Annotated in this window: 20 protein-coding genes; 19 read left to right on the plus strand and 1 reads right to left on the minus strand. The window is 45.4% G+C overall.

What is annotated here, in order from left to right:
• Positions 1–5: 5 nt before the first annotated feature.
• The 6 genes from KNQ05_RS04045 (at position 6) to KNQ05_RS04070 (ending at position 5,435) form a co-directional block, all read left to right on the plus strand.
• Positions 6–200, plus strand: a complete 195-nt coding sequence (locus KNQ05_RS04045) for a hypothetical protein (RefSeq protein WP_029330697.1) — start codon at positions 6–8, stop codon at positions 198–200.
• A 71-nt stretch (positions 201–271) separates the two neighbouring features.
• On the plus strand, positions 272–1,156 hold the full coding sequence (locus tag KNQ05_RS04050; RefSeq protein ID WP_088837332.1) for a MerR family transcriptional regulator: 885 nt from the start codon (positions 272–274) through the stop codon (positions 1,154–1,156).
• A 59-nt stretch (positions 1,157–1,215) separates the two neighbouring features.
• Positions 1,216–1,806: an adaptor protein MecA gene (locus KNQ05_RS04055; protein WP_159172429.1), complete on the plus strand. Its 591-nt coding sequence runs from the start codon at positions 1,216–1,218 to the stop codon at positions 1,804–1,806.
• Positions 1,807–1,981: 175 nt separating this feature from the next.
• A complete protein-coding gene (locus KNQ05_RS04060) occupies positions 1,982–2,926 on the plus strand; it encodes a D-alanine--D-alanine ligase (RefSeq protein ID WP_029330692.1) in 945 nt (314 codons plus the stop codon).
• A 134-nt stretch (positions 2,927–3,060) separates the two neighbouring features.
• Positions 3,061–4,326, plus strand: a complete 1,266-nt coding sequence (locus tag KNQ05_RS04065) for a Glu/Leu/Phe/Val family dehydrogenase (protein WP_029330690.1) — start codon at positions 3,061–3,063, stop codon at positions 4,324–4,326.
• A gap of 116 nt (positions 4,327–4,442) precedes the next feature.
• On the plus strand, positions 4,443–5,435 hold the full coding sequence (locus tag KNQ05_RS04070; RefSeq protein WP_214765113.1) for a YpdA family putative bacillithiol disulfide reductase: 993 nt from the start codon (positions 4,443–4,445) through the stop codon (positions 5,433–5,435).
• Positions 5,436–5,503: 68 nt separating this feature from the next.
• Here KNQ05_RS04070 and KNQ05_RS04075 read toward each other — a convergent pair whose 3' ends face one another.
• Complete coding sequence (locus KNQ05_RS04075) at positions 5,504–6,469, minus strand: asparaginase (RefSeq protein WP_088837329.1); 966 nt, start codon at positions 6,467–6,469, stop codon at positions 5,504–5,506.
• A 157-nt stretch (positions 6,470–6,626) separates the two neighbouring features.
• Here KNQ05_RS04075 and prsW point away from each other — a divergent pair, with 157 nt between their 5' ends.
• From prsW to KNQ05_RS04140, 13 genes are all read left to right on the plus strand, one after another.
• The gene (gene prsW / locus KNQ05_RS04080) at positions 6,627–7,286 is read left to right on the plus strand and encodes a glutamic-type intramembrane protease PrsW (RefSeq protein ID WP_088837328.1); all 660 of its coding nucleotides are present in this window, start codon (positions 6,627–6,629) and stop codon (positions 7,284–7,286) included.
• A 25-nt stretch (positions 7,287–7,311) separates the two neighbouring features.
• Complete coding sequence (locus KNQ05_RS04085; protein WP_214765111.1) at positions 7,312–7,968, plus strand: flagellar brake protein; 657 nt, start codon at positions 7,312–7,314, stop codon at positions 7,966–7,968.
• 75 nt (positions 7,969–8,043) lie between these two features.
• Entirely contained in the window at positions 8,044–8,715 is a 672-nt protein-coding gene (gene cmk / locus KNQ05_RS04090) for a (d)CMP kinase (protein WP_214765110.1), read from the plus strand.
• Positions 8,712–9,311, plus strand: coding sequence for a lysophospholipid acyltransferase family protein (locus KNQ05_RS04095; protein ID WP_088837326.1), 600 nt, complete (start codon positions 8,712–8,714; stop codon positions 9,309–9,311). The genes cmk and KNQ05_RS04095 overlap by 4 nt, the downstream gene beginning before the upstream one ends.
• Positions 9,312–9,406: 95 nt before the next feature.
• A complete protein-coding gene (gene rpsA / locus KNQ05_RS04100; protein ID WP_214801827.1) occupies positions 9,407–10,540 on the plus strand; it encodes a 30S ribosomal protein S1 in 1,134 nt (377 codons plus the stop codon).
• A 127-nt stretch (positions 10,541–10,667) separates the two neighbouring features.
• Positions 10,668–11,978, plus strand: a complete 1,311-nt coding sequence (gene der, locus KNQ05_RS04105) for a ribosome biogenesis GTPase Der (protein ID WP_029330675.1) — start codon at positions 10,668–10,670, stop codon at positions 11,976–11,978.
• Positions 11,979–11,996: 18 nt separating this feature from the next.
• Positions 11,997–13,022, plus strand: a complete 1,026-nt coding sequence (locus KNQ05_RS04110; RefSeq protein WP_201302334.1) for an NAD(P)H-dependent glycerol-3-phosphate dehydrogenase — start codon at positions 11,997–11,999, stop codon at positions 13,020–13,022.
• Positions 13,023–13,040: 18 nt separating this feature from the next.
• Entirely contained in the window at positions 13,041–13,238 is a 198-nt protein-coding gene (locus KNQ05_RS04115; protein ID WP_029330666.1) for a DUF2768 domain-containing protein, read from the plus strand.
• Positions 13,235–13,969 carry a hypothetical protein gene (locus KNQ05_RS04120; RefSeq protein WP_029330664.1) on the plus strand — a complete coding sequence of 245 codons (735 nt, stop codon included), beginning with the start codon at positions 13,235–13,237 and terminating at the stop codon, positions 13,967–13,969. Before KNQ05_RS04115 ends, KNQ05_RS04120 begins: the two co-directional genes overlap by 4 nt.
• 85 nt (positions 13,970–14,054) lie before the next feature.
• Positions 14,055–14,327, plus strand: coding sequence for an HU family DNA-binding protein (locus tag KNQ05_RS04125; RefSeq protein WP_012370671.1), 273 nt, complete (start codon positions 14,055–14,057; stop codon positions 14,325–14,327).
• Positions 14,328–14,469: 142 nt separating this feature from the next.
• Positions 14,470–15,048, plus strand: a complete 579-nt coding sequence (locus tag KNQ05_RS04130) for a heptaprenyl diphosphate synthase component 1 (RefSeq protein WP_029330662.1) — start codon at positions 14,470–14,472, stop codon at positions 15,046–15,048.
• Between the two features lie 22 nt (positions 15,049–15,070).
• Positions 15,071–15,778 (plus strand): demethylmenaquinone methyltransferase, encoded by a 708-nt coding sequence (locus KNQ05_RS04135; RefSeq protein WP_029330660.1) that lies wholly within the window; start codon positions 15,071–15,073, stop codon positions 15,776–15,778.
• 1 nt (position 15,779) lies between these two features.
• Complete coding sequence (locus tag KNQ05_RS04140) at positions 15,780–16,742, plus strand: polyprenyl synthetase family protein (RefSeq protein ID WP_088837324.1); 963 nt, start codon at positions 15,780–15,782, stop codon at positions 16,740–16,742.
• Positions 16,743–16,769 lie beyond the last annotated feature (27 nt).

Genomic DNA, 16,769 nt, shown 5'->3' on the forward strand with positions numbered 1-16,769 from the left:
TGAAATTGAGTAAATACGATCAACGAAAGAACCGACAAGAAGAACCAAAATCAAGCTTACCACCACGTTCTTCACGAATTGAACATGTGCGGAATGAACGGTTAAAGCAACCCTTTGTCAAAAATCCGTTAGCCATCACGCTGACGATTCTTATGATTACAATCATTATCGCCTTCGTTTCCCTCGGTTTCATGATGTAAGGGCACATTGTGAACAGAGATTATTTTCCTTTACGGGTATACTGAAAAGGAGAAGGAAGGAGGCACGGTGCATGGATCGTGGGAAATATAATATCAAAGCAGTCGCTGCATTAGTAGGGCTCAACCCAACGACCATTCGTGCTTGGGAAAGGCGATATCAAGTGCTTGATCCGGACCGGAGTGAATCTGGGCATCGCATCTATAGTGATAGCGATGTCGCGAAGCTCCGCTGGATTGTAGACAAACAAAAAGAAGGACTATCTGTTTCGAAAGCGATTCAACTGTACGAAATGCCTGTCAGTCGCACGGAGCTTCCACTTGATTATGGTGTTGAACTACGTGAACAACTGTTTGAGGCATTAACGACATTTGAGGAACGACATGCCCATGACATCATGAATAAGGCATTCTCGATGTTTAGTTTCGATAAGGTGATTCAAGATATCGTCGGACCGTTGCTGCACGAAATCGGCTCGAAGTGGGAAAATGGTGAAATTACGATTGCGCATGAACATTTTGCGACAGCCTTTTTACGGGCCCGCCTTTCGACATTATCGTTGCAAATGCCGATCAATCCTTTTTTACCGCGCATTTTATGTGTATGTGCGCCAGAAGAAGAACATGAATTGGGATTGTTATTTTTTACGCTATACTTACGCCAATCCGGCTTCGATGTGATTTTTCTTGGGGCAGGAATTCCCGTGTCAGATCTTGTGACGGTGACAAAACAATTAGTACCACGTGCTGTCGTCCTTTCGTGTACGATTTCTGACCACCTCAGTCTTTTAGATGAAGCGCTTGCCGAACTACGACAGGCTGTACCGAACGTCGAGATTGGTCTAGGTGGTTATGCCGTCGAACAGCTCCCTGAAAAATACGCGGATCATCTCCTCGGGACGGACGATTCCTCCTGGAAAAGTTGGTTAAGTCGACTCACTCCGACAACTGGTGTATAGTGTGATTCATATCGAACGGAGAAGTTGTTTTTCTCCGGCATTGACTGGAGGAGTCTTAGATGAGATTTGAGACATTTAAACAAGGGCATTTACGTGTGTTTATTACGAAGCAGGAACTATCCGTTCACGACGTTCGACCAGAAACACTGGCAGTTGGAAAAGGACAGGACCTATTACGTAACCTGTTAGAAGAAGCAGAATCAAATTTTGGATTTCATGCGGTCGGGACACTCGAATTTTTTGTGACATTCTTTCCGAATGACGGGATGTTGGTCGATGTACGACGAGAAGGTGAATTACCAGAAGAAACGTTTGATGAATTTGATCAAGTAGAAATTCGGATGACCGTCGATATCGTACATCATGTCCTGTATCAACTCGAAGAATTCGAGGACGTCATTCAAGCGAGCCACGGATTGCTTCGCCACGTTCCGATGACGGAAACGGGTGGAGCGCTGTACTACTTCGAAGGACGGTATTACTTGTATTTCGAGGAACGGATGGCAGAGGCGCTTGAACGGACGATTACGACCGTACTGTCTGAATATGGCGTACCAAGTGCGAAAAGTCCGCTCGCGATGGCGGAATACGGAAAAACACTTCAGCGTTCGGATGCAATCAAAATGATCGCCGGGACATTTTCCGTGTAAATGATGATTTTTAACGAATCGGCACATACGACGATTCTTTTTAAGGCCACTGACCGGTTTCTGACGGAAAGTGGTCTTTTTCATGAGGAATCATCAGTTAACACCATTTTGTATTTTTTCGTTGAAAGAGTGATGGTATGATAAACAGTGAACGTAAGATGAAGGAGTGAAGAGTATGAGAGTGGCAGTATTATATGGTGGGATTTCTGGAGAACGTGAGGTTTCGTTAAGTAGCGGGAAGTCCGTGATTCAAGCATTGGAGGGAAAAGGGCACGAAGTCGTTGCCATCGATTTCCATCCGGAACGTGCTGAAGAAATTTTCAATCTGGATGTTGAAGTCGCCGTCATTGCTCTTCATGGAAAATATGGAGAAGATGGTCGTGTCCAAGCATTACTAGAGTTAGCGGATATTCCGTATACTGGATCAGGTGTTTTGGCTTCCGCATTAGCGATGGATAAAGCACGGTCGAAGTTGCACTTTGAGAAGGCTGGCATTCGGATTGCGCGTGATGTCTTGATTGAACGCGGTGACGACATCGCAGATAAGGTCCGGCAGTGGGGCGGTGAATTCCCTTGTGTCGTCAAACCGGCTCAAGAAGGATCGTCAAATGGATTGACGATTGCGATGGACGACGCGATGTTACGAAGCGGAATCGAACTCGCTTTTCAGGCAGACGATGCGGTTTTGATTGAACAATTCATTAAAGGGCGAGAAGTAACCGTACCGGTGCTCGGCCAAAAAGGTGCTGAAAAAGCGTTGCCCGTCATCGAAATCATTCCTAAAAATGAATTTTATGATTATGAATCAAAATATGCAGTCGGTGGATCAGAGCATATCTGTCCTGCTGATTTTGACGAGGTGACGACACAAAAATTACAAGAGTGGGCAGTCCTCGCCCATCAAGTCCTCGGATGTTCGGGCTATTCCCGTTCTGATTTCCTGGTGCCTGAAATCGGTCATCCCGTTATTTTAGAAACCAATACGCTACCTGGTATGACAGCGACAAGTCTATTCCCGGACGGGGCACGGGCAATCGGGATTGATTATCCAGAGCTAGTCGAATCGTTTATCAATCTAGCGATTACACGTCATCAAGCGACTTCGAACAACATAAAGTAAACGAAAAAGAGTAGATGATAGAAAGCGCTTACAAATATAGTAGGAATCCCTTTCATTACACGTCGGAACAAGGTATACTTTATCCGAACAAGGAAACGGCATAGGGGATGCCACTTATGGGGAGGAACGTTGGAATGATCACTGACCAACAACATGCGAATCATCGGAAAAACGTACTTGAAGCAACACAGGAAATCGTAAAAGAAGCTCTTGAGAAGTTGGGTTACCCGGACGAAATGTATGAATTGTTAAAAGAACCGTTGCGAATGTTAACGGTTCGGATTCCAGTTCGGATGGACGATGGGTCAACAAAAATCTTTACCGGCTACCGGGCGCAACACAATGATGCTGTCGGTCCGACGAAAGGTGGAATCCGTTTCCACCCGAACGTAACGGAAGTCGAAGTCAAAGCGTTATCCGTCTGGATGAGCTTGAAGGCAGGAATCGTCGATTTACCATACGGTGGTGGTAAAGGTGGAATCATTTGCGATCCACGAGAGATGAGTTTCCGGGAAATCGAGCGTCTGAGTCGTGGCTATGTCCGTGCAATCAGTCAAATCGTTGGTCCGACAAAAGATATTCCAGCGCCTGATGTCTTCACGAACTCACAAATCATGGCCTGGATGATGGATGAGTACAGCCGGATTGATGAATTCAATTCACCGGGCTTCATTACAGGAAAGCCGTTAGTACTCGGTGGTTCCCACGGGCGTGAGACTGCGACAGCTAAAGGGGTCGCCATCATGATTCGGGAAGCTGCTGCGAAAAAAGGGATTACATTAGAAGGAGCCCGCGTCGTCGTTCAAGGGTTTGGTAATGCAGGGAGCTTCTTATCGAAGTTCATGCATGATTTAGGGGCGAAAGTCATTGCGATTAGTGATGCATATGGCGCTCTCCATGATCCGAACGGACTGGATATCCCATATTTACTTGATCGTCGCGATTCGTTCGGGACGGTGACGACGCTGTTCAAAAATACAATTTCAAATAAAGAACTGCTCGAATTAGAGTGTGACATTCTTGTTCCGGCAGCGATTGAAAATCAAATCACGGAAGATAATGCGCATGACATTAAAGCGCGAATCGTCGTCGAAGCAGCCAACGGTCCGACGACGAATGAAGCGACTAAAATTCTCGCAGATCGTGAAATCTTGATTGTTCCCGATGTCTTGGCTTCAAGTGGTGGCGTAACAGTGTCCTACTTTGAATGGGTTCAAAACAACCAAGGGTATTACTGGACGGAAGAAGAAGTGCATGAAAAGCTTGAAAAAGTACTCGTGAACTCGTTTAATCAAGTGTATCAAACATCGCATACACGAAATGTTGATATGCGCCTCGCTGCCTACATGGTAGGCGTTCGTAAAATGGCGGAAGCCTCACGCTTCCGTGGATGGGTTTAATTTGAAAAAGTTCACTTCTTACAGGAGTGAACTTTTTTCATGTAACTTAAATTCTTTCTTCGTTTGCTCATGTTTGCTAAGATAAAAAAAAAGCACGTGGAAGAGGAGAAAAGATTATGCTGGATTGTCTCATCATTGGTGCAGGACCGTGTGGGTTATCGGCAGCGATCGAGATGCAAGATCGTGGATTAGCTGTCGAAGTCATCGAAAAAGGAAATATCGTCGAAGCGATTTATCAATATCCGACGCATCAAACATTTTTTTCGAGTAGCGAAAAATTAGAAATCGGTGGTGTTCCGTTTATCAACAAGGAACTTAAGCCGAAACGCCAAGATGCACTCGTCTATTACCGTGAAGTCGTTAAACGGAAAGAAATCACGATTCGTCCGTTTGAGACGGTGGAACGAATCAGTAAACGTACGGATGGTGAAGGGTTCGAAGTCGTATCGTCGCGAATGGAGGAGACGGTGACGCGTCAGGCACGGGCACTCGTCTTAGCGACAGGCTATTACGGATTGCCAAATAAAATGGACGTACCAGGTGAGGAATTACCGCACGTTTCTCATTATTTTAAAGAAGGTCATCCTTTCTTCGGACAAGACGTTGTCGTCATTGGTGGAAAAAATTCGAGTGTCGATGCCGCAATTGAACTTGAGAAGGCAGGTGCACATGTCACGCTGTTATACCGTGGTGAAGCGTACAGTCCGTCAATCAAGCCATGGGTCCTCCCGAACTTCGAAGCGCTCGTACGGGCCGAGAAGGTCAAGATGGTGTTTAACGCAACGATCGATTCCATCACACCGACGCACGTCCATTATAAAGAACAAGGAGAAGCGACCTCAATTAAAGCAGATTTTGTTTTTGCGATGACAGGTTACACACCGGACGTTGGTTTGTTCGCGGATGCCGGTATCATGATTGATGGAGAAACGGGAATTCCGGATTTCAATGAGGAAACGATGGAGTCAAACGTTCCCGGCATTTATATTGCGGGTGTCGTCGCTGCAGGATATGACGCCAACAAAATATTTATCGAAAACGGTCGTTTTCATGGAGAATTGATTGCAACGAGTCTTGCGGATCGACTTGTTCGTGAAACGACGCGATAAGCGCTCTTTTCGATCGCTAAAAAAATAACCGTTTCCCTCCCCGGGAAGCGGTTATTTTTAGTGACAGATCATTCGACTTGAAATGAAGTCTCAAGTTCAGGGTGTGTAGCCTCGATTTCGAGCTCAATCATCAATTTCAATCGAGCTTTTTGCGAGTTCAGACCATTCGAGAAAATCAGACCAAGTTCTTTTAATTGTTGTCCTCCGCCTGCATATCCGTAGACATCTTGGACGATGCCGTTAAAGCAACGACTGACGATGACGATTGGCATTTGTTCAGTCAGCTGACGAATCGCATCCATCAGACTCGGTGGCACATTTCCTTGCCCGAGTACTTCGAGGACTAGACCATCATAACCAAGTTCACCGACAGCAACTAAAAGGTCGGGGTCCATCCCGGCGTAAACTTTTAGGACGGAGACACGCTTTGTTAGTTTCGTCACCATGTGCGTTGGTTTTAAGACAGGTGTATTGAATAAATAGACATGATCTTTCGTGACCATCCCTAAGTTACCGAAATGAACAGATTTAAAAGTATCGACAGAAGAAGTATGCGTTTTCGTGACGTTGAAAGCAGAGTGGATTTCTCCGTTAAAGACAACGAGAACCCCTTTTCCTCTAGCTGCATCACTGACGGCTACACGCAATGCCGTAATCAAATTAAACTCACCGTCTGAACCGACTTCATTTGATGAACGCATCGCACCTGTCAAGACGATTGGAATTGGAGCACCAATCGTCAACTGTAAGAAATAAGCCGTTTCTTCTAACGTATCCGTTCCGTGCGTGATGACGACGCCATCATACCCTGCCTGCAGTTCTTCTTTGATGAAGTGTGCGAGACGGAGCATGATGTCCGGTGTGATGTGTGGTGAAGGAAGGTTCGCGAAGTGGCGTGTCGTGATGTCCGCGATGTCGGTCGCACGTGGCAATGAAGCATCAAGTGGGTTGATGTCATTCGGCAGAACGTGACCGGAATGATTTTGTGCCATCGCGATCGTGCCTCCGGTATGGACTAATAGTAATTTTTTCATAAAGAGCCTCCTGTCTATTTGTTCGATAGTCAGACACTAAAAGCTGACTATTCATTTTCATCCATAATTGTACCTTTTTTTTTCGGATATACAATGGACTCGGTTTTCTTTTCCAGGAGAAACCTTTATCCTTAAGGAATAGGAAGGGGGCAAAAACGTGTTATCGATCGTTTTCTCAGGAATTGCCCCGGGAATTGCACTACTTACTTATTTTTATCTCCGCCATGAACATGAAGCTGAACCCGTCGGTTATATTTTACGGAGTTTCATTTTTGGCATTTTACTTGTGTTTCCATTGATGTTCATCGACTACGTCGTTCAGACTGAATTTGGGGGAGATGAATCGATTCGTCTGTTTCGAACGGCAATTACGGAAGAATTTGCGAAATGGTTTATCGTTTTTTATACCGTATATATCCATCAACGTTTCAATGATTATTATGATGGTATCATTTACGCAGTCGCCTGTTCGCTCGGCTTTGCGACGCTTGAGAATATTTTATATTTAATGGTCAATGGGACGGTTGAACACATGATATTCAGAGCGTTGCTTCCTGTATCGGGTCATGCACTCTTTGCTGTTCTAATGGGCTTCTTTATGGGGCGTGCAAAATTTTCAATTTACCCGAATCGTTGGCTAAGTCTGTCCTTAATCGTTCCGATGATTGCGCACAGTATGTTTAATTTGTTAATATTGGAAAATGGTGGTATTTCCTTGCTGCCCATTATTTTTATGGTGATTTTATGGGGAGTCGGCCTTTACCAAGTTAAGAGTGCGAATCGCTTGAATCATCGATACAAAAAAAATAGTAATTGAATAGAATGGATTGGGAGAGAGTGACATGATGCAAACAGGTGATTTGATAATGGTACGCAACAGTGAAAATCGACAAGGTCGGACGAAGGTCACGGCTGTGACGAACCGTTTAATCTGGATGGAAGCGCCGAGTGAGGCGGACACGCTAAAAACATTTATTTTATCGGAAGATGAATCGATTCACGTTTACTTTTTTAAAGAAAAGGGACGGTTGTATGGCTTTGAATCGGAAATCGTCGAACGACAAAATGATCCGCTTCGTGGACAACGATATGCAATCAGACGCCCGACCGACCAACAGATTGAGCGTGTTCAACGTCGTCAGTTCGTACGTGTGCCGTTACTTTTGGACGTCGCACTTCATCCACATAAAACTAAATTCGAACCGTTCACGACGGTCTCGCTTGATTTATCAGCAGGTGGAATATTGATCTTAGCGAATCATTTACCGATTGAACTAAAAGACGAGGTTGAATTGACGTTTTTACTACCGGCCGAACATGGAGGAACCCATACACTTGATGTTTTAGGTGAGTTAGTTCGCGTCGATCGACGCGAAGAACGTTACGAACTCGCCTTTCAATTTACACAAATTCATGATCGAAGTCGTGAGCTCGTCTTACGGCACTGTTATCAGGCGCAAATGAAAAATTCGCGGAGTGGCACGAATTCATTCACCTAAGTCTATTTTTTTGCTATGATAACGGTCGATACTATGAACCGCTTAAAAATGGTTCAAACGGAAGGAACGAAAAACATGACTAAAATTCAAATCGCACTTGACGGACCAGCTGGTGCCGGAAAAAGTACAATTGCTAAACAATTAGCAGCACATCTTGACTACGTCTACATCGACACAGGGGCGATGTATCGGGCCGTAACGCTCGCAGCACTTGAGCAAGGAATCGATCTCGAGGATGGGCAACGGTTAGGTGAGTTAATGACATCACTTGATATTCGTTTAACACCAGGTGAAAACGGGCAACGTGTCTTTATTGGCGAGCGCGAAGTAACAGAGTCGATTCGGTCGAGCGAAGTGACGAACAATGTCTCATTCGTCGCAAAACATGCTCAAGTACGTTCGGCACTCGTCGAGATGCAGCGCCGCTTAGCAGAATCGGGCGGTATTGTTATGGATGGGCGTGACATCGGTACAGTCGTCTTACCAGATGCTGAACTGAAAGTCTTCATGACAGCAACAGTCGAAGAACGTGCGAGTCGCCGGCATCGTGAAAACGTGTCTCGGGGGATGGACAGTGACTTAGAAGCACTTCAAGCAGAAATCGCGTTGCGTGATAAACGTGATAGTGAACGGGAAGTGTCTCCGCTCAGACAAGCGGACGATGCTATTTATCTCGATACAACCGTCATGTCGATCGATCAAGTCGTCCTTCGTCTGACAGAGCTTGCGGAAGGGGTATTAAAATGAGTCGAACGGACTCCGTTTATCGACTAGCGCGATTCGTCGTGCTCGTCATCGCCAAAACTGTATTTCGTCTTCGCGTGACAGGGAGAGAAAATCTTCCGAAGGATGGATCCGTTCTTTTATGTGCGAATCATAGCTCGAACTGGGATCCCGTCTTTCTAGTTAGCGCGATTCCGACGAGTCGCTCGGTTCGTTATATGGCAAAAGAGGAACTGTTTAAAGTCCCTGGATTAAAACAATTGATGACGGCAGCGGGGACGTATCCCGTCGGACGCGGACAGGGCGATCGTCAAGCTTTAAAACGAACGATTGAATTATTGAAAACGGATGAAACCGTCGGAATTTTTCCAGAAGGAACACGGTCTGCTCCAGGTGAGTTCACGGCAGCGCAACCAGGTGTCGGTTTTTTTGCACTCCGATCTCCGGCGCAAATCGTTCCTGTCGCGATCATCGGCAACTATCGCCCGTTTAAGCCGATGCGGGTCGTAATCGGAAAACCAGTCGATATTGAAGATTTACGCGATCAACGCGGTGCCGCGAAAGCGATTTCAGAACGAATTCTCGAAGAAATCAAATCGGTCTACTACAATCATGTGTAAAACCTTGACAAATAGTCAGAATTGTAAGAAGTTAAAAGAAGGATAAACGTATTTTATTACGTTTCTTGTACTCATCGTGAGGAGGTTGTGTTGGAATGGTCGAAGAAATGAAAGATATGCCTGATTTTGAAATTCATCGGGACCAGGTAGTTACTGGGATGGTCGTGAAGATTGAAGACAAGCAAGCACTCATTGATATCGGATATAAGACAGAAGCAATCCTGCCGATTAGCGAAGTCTCAAGTCTCCATTTGGATGACATACGAGGTGTGCTAAAAGTCGGTGATGAATTACAAGTAAAGGTGAAGAAGATTACAGACGAAGAAGTCGTCGTCTCAAAACGTGAGATTGATGCCTTAAAAGCATGGGAAGAAGTCGAAGCGAAATATGAATCGGCTGAAATTTTTGAAGTTGTCGTCAAAGACATCGTCAAAGGGGGTCTCGTCGTCGACATCGGCGTACGTGGATTCATTCCAGCTTCACTTGTCGAACGTCACTATGTAGAAGATTTTTCTAACTACATCGGCCGGTCGATCGAAGTCAAGGTCGTTGAGCTCGACCAAGAAAAAAATCGTGTCATTCTTTCACATAAAGCGGTCGTCGAAGGCGAGCTTAATGCGAAGAAAAAAGAGACGCTTGAAAACTTGGAAGTGGGTCAAGTCCTTGAAGGAACTGTCCAACGCTTAACGGATTTTGGTGCATTTGTCGATATCGGTGGTGTTGACGGACTCGTCCACATTTCTGAAATGGCGCATCATCGTGTCGAACGACCGTCTGATATCGTAACGGAAGGGCAACAAGTCGAAGTGAAAGTACTTGGTGTCGACCGCGATACAGAAAAGGTCAAGCTATCAATTAAAGAGACGCAACCAGGTCCATGGCAACAGATGGAAGGAAAAATCGAAGCGGGTGACATCGTCAAAGGACGTGTCCGTCGTCTCGTTCAATTCGGAGCATTCGTCGAACTTGCACCGCAAGTCGAAGGTCTCCTCCATATCTCTCAAATCGCTAATCGCCATATTAGTTCGCCGTCGGAAGTGCTTGAAGAGGGACAAGAAATCGAAGCGAAAGTTCTTGAGGTTCACTTAGATGAACACAAGATTTCCCTTTCGACGCGTGTCTTAGAACAAGAAGAGACGGATGAAGATGACTATTCTCAATATACGGATCAAAATGAAGGGTTTTCGGTAGCGGACCTCGCTGATAAAGACTCGGACGCAAAAGAATAAATTTTGACAAAAAGTGGACACGATTCGTGTCTGCTTTTTTTATGTTTCGGTTAGATGTGGTATAAGCGCGCTTGATTTGATACAATAGAACGGCTATGAAGCGAGAGAAGAGAAAGAAGGTGTTGGGATGGCAATTCCAGTAGTGGCGATCGTAGGTCGCCCAAATATCGGAAAGTCGACGATTTTTAACCGGGTGATTGGAGATCGGGTTTCGATCGTAGAAGACAAGCCAGGTGTTACCCGCGACCGTATATACGGAACTGGAGAATGGCTCAATCGTCATTTTCATTTGATTGATACAGGTGGAATCGAAGTCGGGGATGAGCCCTTACTTCAAATGATGCGTCATCAGGCGGAGCTTGCAATCGATGAAGCGGACGTCATTATTTTCATGGTCAATGGACGCGAAGGGATTACGGCTGCCGATGAAGAAGTCGCCGGCATGTTGTTCCGTTCAAATAAACCAGTTGTTATCGCGGTCAATAAAGTCGATAACTTTGAAATGCGTGATTTAATGTATGAATTTTACTCATTAGGATTCGGCGATTTATATCCGATTTCCGGAACGCATGGTCTAGGACTCGGAGACATGCTTGATCGTGTCCTCGAACTAGCTCCAAACAAAGAAGACATCGAATACGACGAAAATACAATTAAGTTTGCCTTAGTTGGTCGTCCAAACGTCGGGAAGTCGAGTATGACGAACTCGATTCTCGGTGAAGAACGTGTCATCGTCTCAAGTGTCGCTGGTACAACCCGTGATGCAATCGATACACCGTTTACACGTGACGATCAAGAATACGTCATCATCGACACAGCAGGTATGCGTAAACGTGGGAAAGTCTACGAATCGACAGAACGCTTTAGTGTCATGCGTGCCCAAAAAGCCATTGAGCGAGCTGACGTCGTTTGTGTCGTCCTCGACGGTGAAGAAGGTATCATCGAACAAGATAAAAAAGTCGCCGGATATGCCCACGAAGCCGGACGTGCGATTGTCATCGTCGTCAATAAATGGGACGCGGTCGAAAAAGATGATAAAACGATGAAGAAAATGGAAGAAGAAATTCGTGAAGAATTCCGCTTCCTCGACTATGCGCCAATCGTTTTCGTCTCTGCGAAGACGAAACGTCGTCTTCAAACATTGCTCCCTGTCATCAATCAAGCGGCGAAAAGTCATGCCCAACGCATTCAGACAAGCGTCTTGAACGATGTTATCGTCGACGCAGTCGCGATGAATCCAGCGCCGACGGATAAGGGTGTTCGTCTACGGATTAACTATGCGACACAAGTGGCATCGCGTCCGCCTACATTCGTCTTGTTCGTCAACGATCCAGAGCTCTTGCATTTCTCATACAAACGGTATCTCGATAACCGAATCCGGGAAGCATTTGATTTTACTGGAACACCGATTCGGATTTTGGCACGTCAAAAACAATAAGGCAGGGTGAAAATCATGATGAAAAAAATTGCAGTCATTGGAGCTGGAAGCTGGGGAACTGCGCTTTCACTCGTTTTAGCAGATAATGGTCATGACGTCATTCTTTATGGCCGTGATCAAAAAAATGTTGATGCCATTAATGAAAATCATGAGAATACACAATTTCTGCCTGGTGTGGCATTGCCTTCTTCTTTACGGGCGACGACGAATTTAGATGATGCTGTAGCAGGTGCTTCGCATATTTTGATTGTGACGCCTTCGTCAGCGATTCGTGGCGTCGCACGCCAGTTAAATGAACGATTAACAGAACCCGTCGTCCTCATTCATGCGTCGAAAGGGATTGAACCGAAGACGCACTTACGATTGTCTCAGTTGATTGAAGAAGAAATCGATCCCGCAAAACGTTCGGCGGTCTGTGTTTTGACAGGACCGTCACACGCAGAAGAGGTTGCATTACGTAAACCGACGACGGTGACGATTGCTTCTGAAGATTTAGAAGAGGCCGGTCGTGTCCAAGAACTCTTCATGAATGAAAACTTCCGGGTGTACTTGAACGCGGATATCATCGGAGCGGAACTTGGTGGCGCCTTGAAGAACATCATTGCCTTAGCTGCAGGAATGACGGACGGTTTAGGGTATGGAGATAATGCGAAAGCAGCATTGATTACGCGTGGAATGGTAGAAATCGCGCGTCTCGGTACATTGCTTGGTGCTAAGCCGATGACGTTCACCGGTTTGACGGGGATGGGTGATTTGATTGTGACCTGTACATCAGTCCATAGTCGGAACTGGCGAGCCGGGAATGCCATCGGGCGTGGTGAAAAACTCGAAACCGTATTAGAAAACATGGGGATGGTCGTTGAGGGAGTTCGCGCGACTCAAGCTGCTTACGATTTGGCAGAAACGAAACAGTGCGAGCTTCCAATCACGACGGCACTCTACCATGTCCTTTTCGATGGTCACACACCGGAAGAAGAAGTACGGAAGTTGATGCAACGCCCGCAAAAAAATGAAATTGAACATCTGTTTACGACGAAAGATTAACGGAGTGGGGTGGAAACCTTGAGTCCTGGATTATTAAAAATGTGGATTTCGTTTGGCGGGATCGGGTTATTTGCGATTAGCGTCCTATTCGTCACGATCAGTCGAACGAAATTGACAGGGGTTTGGCAGTTCCTGCTCTCGACCCTTGCCTTCCTATGTTTTATTGTAGCTTCCATTATTATGGTGTTCATCGTCATGGCAGGTCCGAGCGCATGAAGAAGCTAGTCGTTCTTTTCATGTTGGTGCCTGTCATGTTGTTATCGGGATGTCTCTTCCCGGATAGTCAAAAACCTTCGAACCGGATACCCTATCCGCAACAAATCGCAACGGTTCAAGATGCTGTCGACGCGTATCAAAAAGATACCGGTGTCTTACCAATCAAAACAAGAGACGCAGATACGCCTTTGATGGAGCGGTATCAAATTGAACTCGGACGCTTAATTCCTCGTTATATGAGTGATCCTCCACCGAATAGTTTCGAAGGTGGTGGAACGTTCATTTACTTGTTAGTCGATGTGGAAGAGAAACCGACTGTAAAGCTGATGGATTTACTCGTTGCAGAAGAACTCCAAAAGCTACAGGTGCGCATCGATACGTACCGAAAGAAAAATGAAAAATATCCATTTAAAGGTTCGATTGGTAAAAATCAATTCACACTCGACTATAAAAAGTTGTTCATTAAGGAAGAACCGAAGATTCCGAGTCCTTATTCCGATACGGAACTGGACATCTATGTCGACGGTCAAGGGCAGTTGTATGTCAACTATCTTCCTGAATTGAAGAAAGCCGTTGAAACTGCGAAGAAAAAACCAAAAGTCGGTCAAGATATTCGTCATTTACTGTATGATGATCAACCTTTTGTCCCGGCATACTCTCAAAGCTATACAATTAACGAAAAAGGCGAACCTACGTTTTCTGAGGAATCGATCGAAGAATCAGAAAATTGAGAGGGATTATGACGAAAATGTTGTAATAGCAACGTTTATAAGGTATGATTAGCCTCGAAGAAGCGATTGGGAGGGGGTGAAAGTAATGAACAAAACTGAACTCATTCAAGCGGTTGTCGAAAAATCAGGTCTTACAAAAAAAGACGTGACTAAAGTTGTTGAATCAACATTCGAATCAATCACTGAGACACTCCAATCTGGAGAAAAAGTCCAATTGATTGGTTTTGGTAACTTCGAAGTCCGTGAACGTGCCGCTCGTAAAGGTCGCAACCCACGTACGAAAGAAGATATCGAAATCCCAGCAAGCAAAGTGCCTGCCTTCAAACCGGGTAAAGCATTGAAAGATGCAGTCAAGTAATTTGGCTACATAGTCGTTCGAGGAATTCCTCGAACGGCTTTTTTTGTGGGTATTCAAAGGCGTGAAAAAGCGATGATTATGGTATATTAAAAAAGAAGAACATCCATCAACGAGATGGCACTGGAGATCGGGGGGTAAAAGCATGGACCAACGAGAGCTATTCATGACAGAAATCATTACTGCGCTCAACAACAAACAGACGACTCAACTAGCTCGACATGTGGATTTCCCTTCCATCGATCGTGAACAGATCAGTTGGTTGATTGATGTCGCTCAAAACGAGACATTGGATTGGCAGGCGCTCGTAAAGGGCGTACATTTTGCGAAGGTTGCACTTGTCTTACATGAACGAGTAGGTGAAACGAAACGAGGATCAAAAGAAAGACAATTGCTCGTATTGGCGGGAGATCTTTTTTCGACTTACTTTTTTGAAGAGTTAGCGTCGCTTCCCCAAACGGCACTCGTGACGTTAGGACGGACCGTACAGCGTGTGAATGAAGCAAAATGTTCGATCCATGAGCGAAATTATACGTCGACAGAAGATTACGTCTTACTCTGGCTGACGGCGGAATTTGGACTCGTTCAAGGTTTGGCGGCAATCAGCGGTCAAGATTGGTTAACACGAGAAGGGCAACGCATCATTCGGAAACAGGCCGAGTTGCTCGATCATGAAGCGCAACAACTACTATTATCACATTTAGAACAAATGGCAGTAGCGTAATATTCTTGAAAGGGTGAACTGCGTGCAGACACAAGAAAAAGAAAAGAAAGTTTATGAAGTGTTTCAATCAATTTCGACAAATTATGATCAGATGAATTCCATCATCAGTTTCCGCTTGCACAAATTATGGCGAAAAGAAACAATGCGCCGGATGGATGTATTTCCGGGGGCAAAATGTCTTGATTTATGTTGCGGAACGGCTGACTGGACAATTCAACTCGCGAAAGCGGCTGGTCCGACCGGTGTCATCAAAGGACTCGATTTCTCTGAAAACATGCTTAAAGTCGGAGTCGATAAAGTCGAGGCGTTAGGGATGAAAAACGTCGAATTGATTCATGGCAATGCGATGGATTTACCTTTTGGTGATCATTCCTTTGACTACGTGACAATTGGGTTTGGACTACGGAATGTTCCGGACTATCTCCAAGTCATCAAAGAGATGCATCGTGTCTTAAAACCAGGTGGAACAGTCGTATGTCTTGAGACGAGTCAACCGACGGCACCAATTTTCCGTGAGGCCTACTCGTTATACTTTGGTAAAATCATGCCACAAGTCGGTCGTTTGTTTGCAAAATCGTTTGATCAATATAACTGGCTTCAAGAATCGACGGAAGTGTTCCTCGATCGTGTTGAATTAAAGCAATTATTTGAGCAGGCTGGCTTCATGCAGGTCGAAGTAAAGGCGTTTGCAGGTGGGGCGGCTGCAATGCACCTCGGGAAGAAGTGGTGAGATGTCACTGCATTCAATTTATCGAGATGTAACGAAAGAAGTGAATTTAGTCGACCGATTCTTAACAAATCATATTGCGTCCGAAGAACCGACGATTGATGCTGCGGGACAACAACTCTTGAAAGCGGGGGGGAAGCGGATTCGTCCGGCTTTTGTTTTGCTCGCTTCGAAGTTTGGTCAAGCAGACCGGGATGAACTGGTCCGTGTCGCGGCAAGTCTTGAACTGGTCCACATGGCATCACTCGTGCATGATGATGTCATCGATGATGCCGAACTGAGACGTGGAAAGCCGACCGTCATGCAACGTTTTGATGAAGAAGTTGCATTATACTCGGGTAACTATTTGTTTGGTGAGGCAGTCAAATTGATTGGAGAAATCGGGAAACCGGAACTCGTCCAAGTCATGGTCCATGCGATGCGCGAAATTTGTGAGGGTGAAATCGAACAAATTTATGATCAATACGATTGGAATCAATCGATTAAACGATATATTAAACGAATCGAGCGGAAAACGGCGATCTTGATTGAGGCAAGTTGTCATCTAGGAGCCATCGTCGCGAACTGCTCGGAAGCGGATACGAAAGCATTGCGGCAATTTGGGCGTGACATCGGTCTTGCTTTTCAAATTGCGGATGACTTACTGGATTTCACAGCGAACCGGGTCGAGCTTGGTAAACCGGTCGCAGAAGATTTACGACATGGGCATAAGACGTTGCCAGTTTTCTACGCCTCAGAAAATCCAGCTTTTTTCAAGGAACTCGTCAAAATTCAGGAGATGCCCTCCCACGAAGAAGTCGCGCCACTTCTTGACCGTCTGCAAGCGTCTGACGCACTTGAACGGACACAACAGACCGTCGATCTTTACATTAAGCGAGCGATTCGTCGTTTAGAGCATTTACCGAAGTCTTCTGCAAAGCGTTCACTTGAAGAAGTCGCACGTTACGTTGGAAAGCGAAAAGGATAAAAAACTGTCAAAATTTTCTTGCCGCTC

The organism is Exiguobacterium sp. s125 (genome assembly GCF_018618605.1).
GTDB lineage: Bacteria > Bacillota > Bacilli > Exiguobacteriales > Exiguobacteriaceae > Exiguobacterium_A > Exiguobacterium_A oxidotolerans.